The organism is Aeromonas sp. PrichA-15, assembly GCF_017939245.1.
In the GTDB taxonomy this organism is placed as follows: Bacteria; Pseudomonadota; Gammaproteobacteria; order Enterobacterales; family Aeromonadaceae; genus Aeromonas; species Aeromonas caviae.
On sequence record NZ_JAGKRH010000315.1, the window covers coordinates 78,218 to 80,752 of the forward strand.

Below are 2,535 nucleotides of genomic sequence, written 5' to 3' on the forward strand. Positions count from 1 at the left end.
ATGGATGGGAAGAGCGAGCAGGCCCTGCTGATGGTATCCCTCTATGTGGCCGAAACCAACCAGGCGGACGCCGATCTGGACGAGCTGGCTGAGAAGCTGGCGCCGCTGGCTGAGGACGCCCTCAGCGGGCTGCTGCTGGAAGGGCTGGCCTCGGCGGGCTGGCAATACGGGGCAGATGATCGGGGCACTGGCCTGGCTTCTCTAACCCTCAACTTTAACGCGACCTGGAGCAAACCCTGATGACTGATGCAACCAAGCCGGTGAAGGGCGCCGGTACTCAATTTTTCATGGCTGCCGCTGCTGGCAACGATAAGCCGGACCCCACCACCGGCAATGCGGTTATCCGTTTGGCTGATGTCAAAGAGCTGACGCCGCCCGAGATGAGCGCCGAAGAGATAGAAGATGCATATCTGGACGCGCCGGACCCGAAGTGGAAAGAGAAAACCGCCGGTCAAATCGACCCGGGTCAGCTCTCGATCACCCTGGCCTGGAAGCCTGCGGAAGCAACCCAGAAACAACTGGTGAACCTGCTTGCCCAAGCCCCTCGCTGGTTTTTCATCAAGTACCCCAATGGGGCGTGGGATGGCTTCTATGGTTTTGTCAGCAGCGTTGGCAAGGCAGTCCAGGCGAAAGAGACCATCACCCGTTCGGTAAAAATCTCCCTCTCTGGCCGTCAATCCCCGGCAGAGACTGACTGGAACCCCGCCGCATGACCGAGCCACACATTGATAGCCGCACCATCAAGCTGCGGACCCCCCGTGGCTTGGAGTCTGATGTCACCGTGCGGGCGCTGACGGCCCTGCAACTGTTCGACTACCAGACCTATCTGGCGGACGTCGAGTGGCCTGCCCAGCCCCCGGAAGGGGATGACAAGGCCGCCCATAAATACACCCTGCAGGTGCAGAGGGTGGTCTATGAGCTGAACGCCACCATGGCGGCGTTTGGCTTGCAGTACCTGCATCCGGCGGAATCTATCGAGGAAGTCAAAGCCAGGGTGATCCGTTCCTACCCCTTGCCAGATCACATCATGCGTCTGGCCCTGGCGGTCAAGGAGCTGAGCGGCCTGGCACAACCACCTGCCGCCGAGGAAGAGAAAACGGCGCAAGAGGGTGACGCAAAGGAGCCAGCCGACCCAAAAAAGGCTTAGCGGCTGAAAAGGCGTTCATCCTGAGCCTAGCCCGCCAGTTTGGTCGAGCAGACTGGCGGCGCTGGCTGAGCGAGTTTTCGGCTGCTGAGTACCTGGACTGGGTGGCTGATTTCTCAAAGCACCCGACCGATTATCGGATCCGCCAATACGAAACCGGCCAGATCTGCGCCCTCCTGCTGAATGTCCACCTCAAGGCCGAGCACTGGGTCAGCCCCTCCGAGTTTTACTACAACCGCCCCGCGCCCGTGGTGGTGGAGCAAAGCGACGAGGACATCGCCAGCCTGGCCGCCACCATCCCGGGAGTAGAGAGAACCTATGTCAACCCAGATAGCTGATCTGCGGGTGCTGCTGAGCGCCGATCTCTCGTCCTTGCCTGCCGATGTCCGCTCCGCTGCGAACGTGCTGAAAAGCTATGCTGCCGACGCCAAGAGTGCCGAAGACTCGACATTCAATTTTGGCCGCTCGTTCGGGGAAACCGCCGATCTGATCTCGCAGAGGTCCCAGGCCATCATCGGTGGTTTCAGCCTGATGCAGGGAGCCGTGCTCGGCGTGGTGGGCTCGGCGGTCGGCATGGCCTCGGCGGTCAGTTCGTTGGCCCAGCAGGGACGCGAACTGGAGCAGATGTCCAACAAGGCGGGGGTGACCGTCGAACGGATGCAGGAGCTGGCCTACGCCACCGAGCAATACAATGTCAGCGGCGATCAGTTGGCTGACATGCTCAAGGACGTGCAGGACAAGTTGGGCGACTTCTCGGCCACCGGCGGTGGCGAGTTTGCCGACTGGATGACCAACATCGCCCCCAAGGTGGGGCTGACCATCGAAAAACTGCAGCAGATGAGCGGCCCCGATGCCCTTATCGCGATGCAGGATGCGATGGACAAGACCAACGTTTCCGCCGCCGAGCAGGTGTTTTACCTAGAGTCCATCGCCAACGATGTCTCCACCCTGCAACCCCTGCTGCGCAATAACGGCGCCGAACTTCAACGTCTGACCGGGCACTATCGGAATCTCAACGCTGCGCTCTCCGAGACCGATATCAGTCAGCTAAAGGAGATGGATCAGCAGCTCCACGATGTGGGCCTGAAACTGCAAGGGTCGTTTGCCAAAGCGGTACTGGGGGCCTCGGAGCAGATCGACTGGCTGACTGACAAGGTGAGTTACGCGGTGGGCTACTGGGGGACGCTGTTCGACAGCTGGGCCGACAACCCCCGCACCATCGACGGCATGAGCCGTCGCCTCGGGAACCTGCGTGAAGAACTCAAGGATCTGGATGACCAGATCAAAGAGACGTCGGAGCAAAAGGCATTCGGCGGCGTCGGCTTGATCGATGCCATCTTGGGCGATACGGCGGGCCGTTCTGCCCTGCCTGAGCTCCAGCAGCGCCGCGC

At 61.0% G+C, this 2,535-nt stretch carries 5 protein-coding genes; all 5 read left to right on the forward strand.

All coding sequences use genetic code 11. The features are described 5' to 3' along the window. Positions 1 to 240 (forward strand): hypothetical protein (locus J9889_RS22395; RefSeq protein ID WP_210558252.1); only part of this gene is annotated, 240 nt, incomplete at its 5' end. Beyond that, the gene (locus J9889_RS22400) at positions 240 to 713 is read left to right on the forward strand and encodes a phage tail tube protein (RefSeq protein WP_210558254.1); all 474 of its coding nucleotides are present in this window, start codon (positions 240 to 242) and stop codon (positions 711 to 713) included. The genes J9889_RS22395 and J9889_RS22400, both read left to right, overlap by 1 nt. Continuing rightward, positions 710 to 1,147 (forward strand): hypothetical protein, encoded by a 438-nt coding sequence (locus J9889_RS22405; protein ID WP_210558255.1) that lies wholly within the window; start codon positions 710 to 712, stop codon positions 1,145 to 1,147. The genes J9889_RS22400 and J9889_RS22405 overlap by 4 nt, the downstream gene beginning before the upstream one ends. 20 nt (positions 1,148 to 1,167) lie before the next feature. Then, positions 1,168 to 1,482: a phage tail assembly protein T gene (locus J9889_RS22410; protein ID WP_282597965.1), complete on the forward strand. Its 315-nt coding sequence runs from the start codon at positions 1,168 to 1,170 to the stop codon at positions 1,480 to 1,482. After that, positions 1,463 to 2,535, forward strand: a 1,073-nt coding sequence (locus J9889_RS22415) for a hypothetical protein (RefSeq protein ID WP_210558257.1), incomplete at its 3' end; no start/stop codon positions are given. The genes J9889_RS22410 and J9889_RS22415, both read left to right, overlap by 20 nt.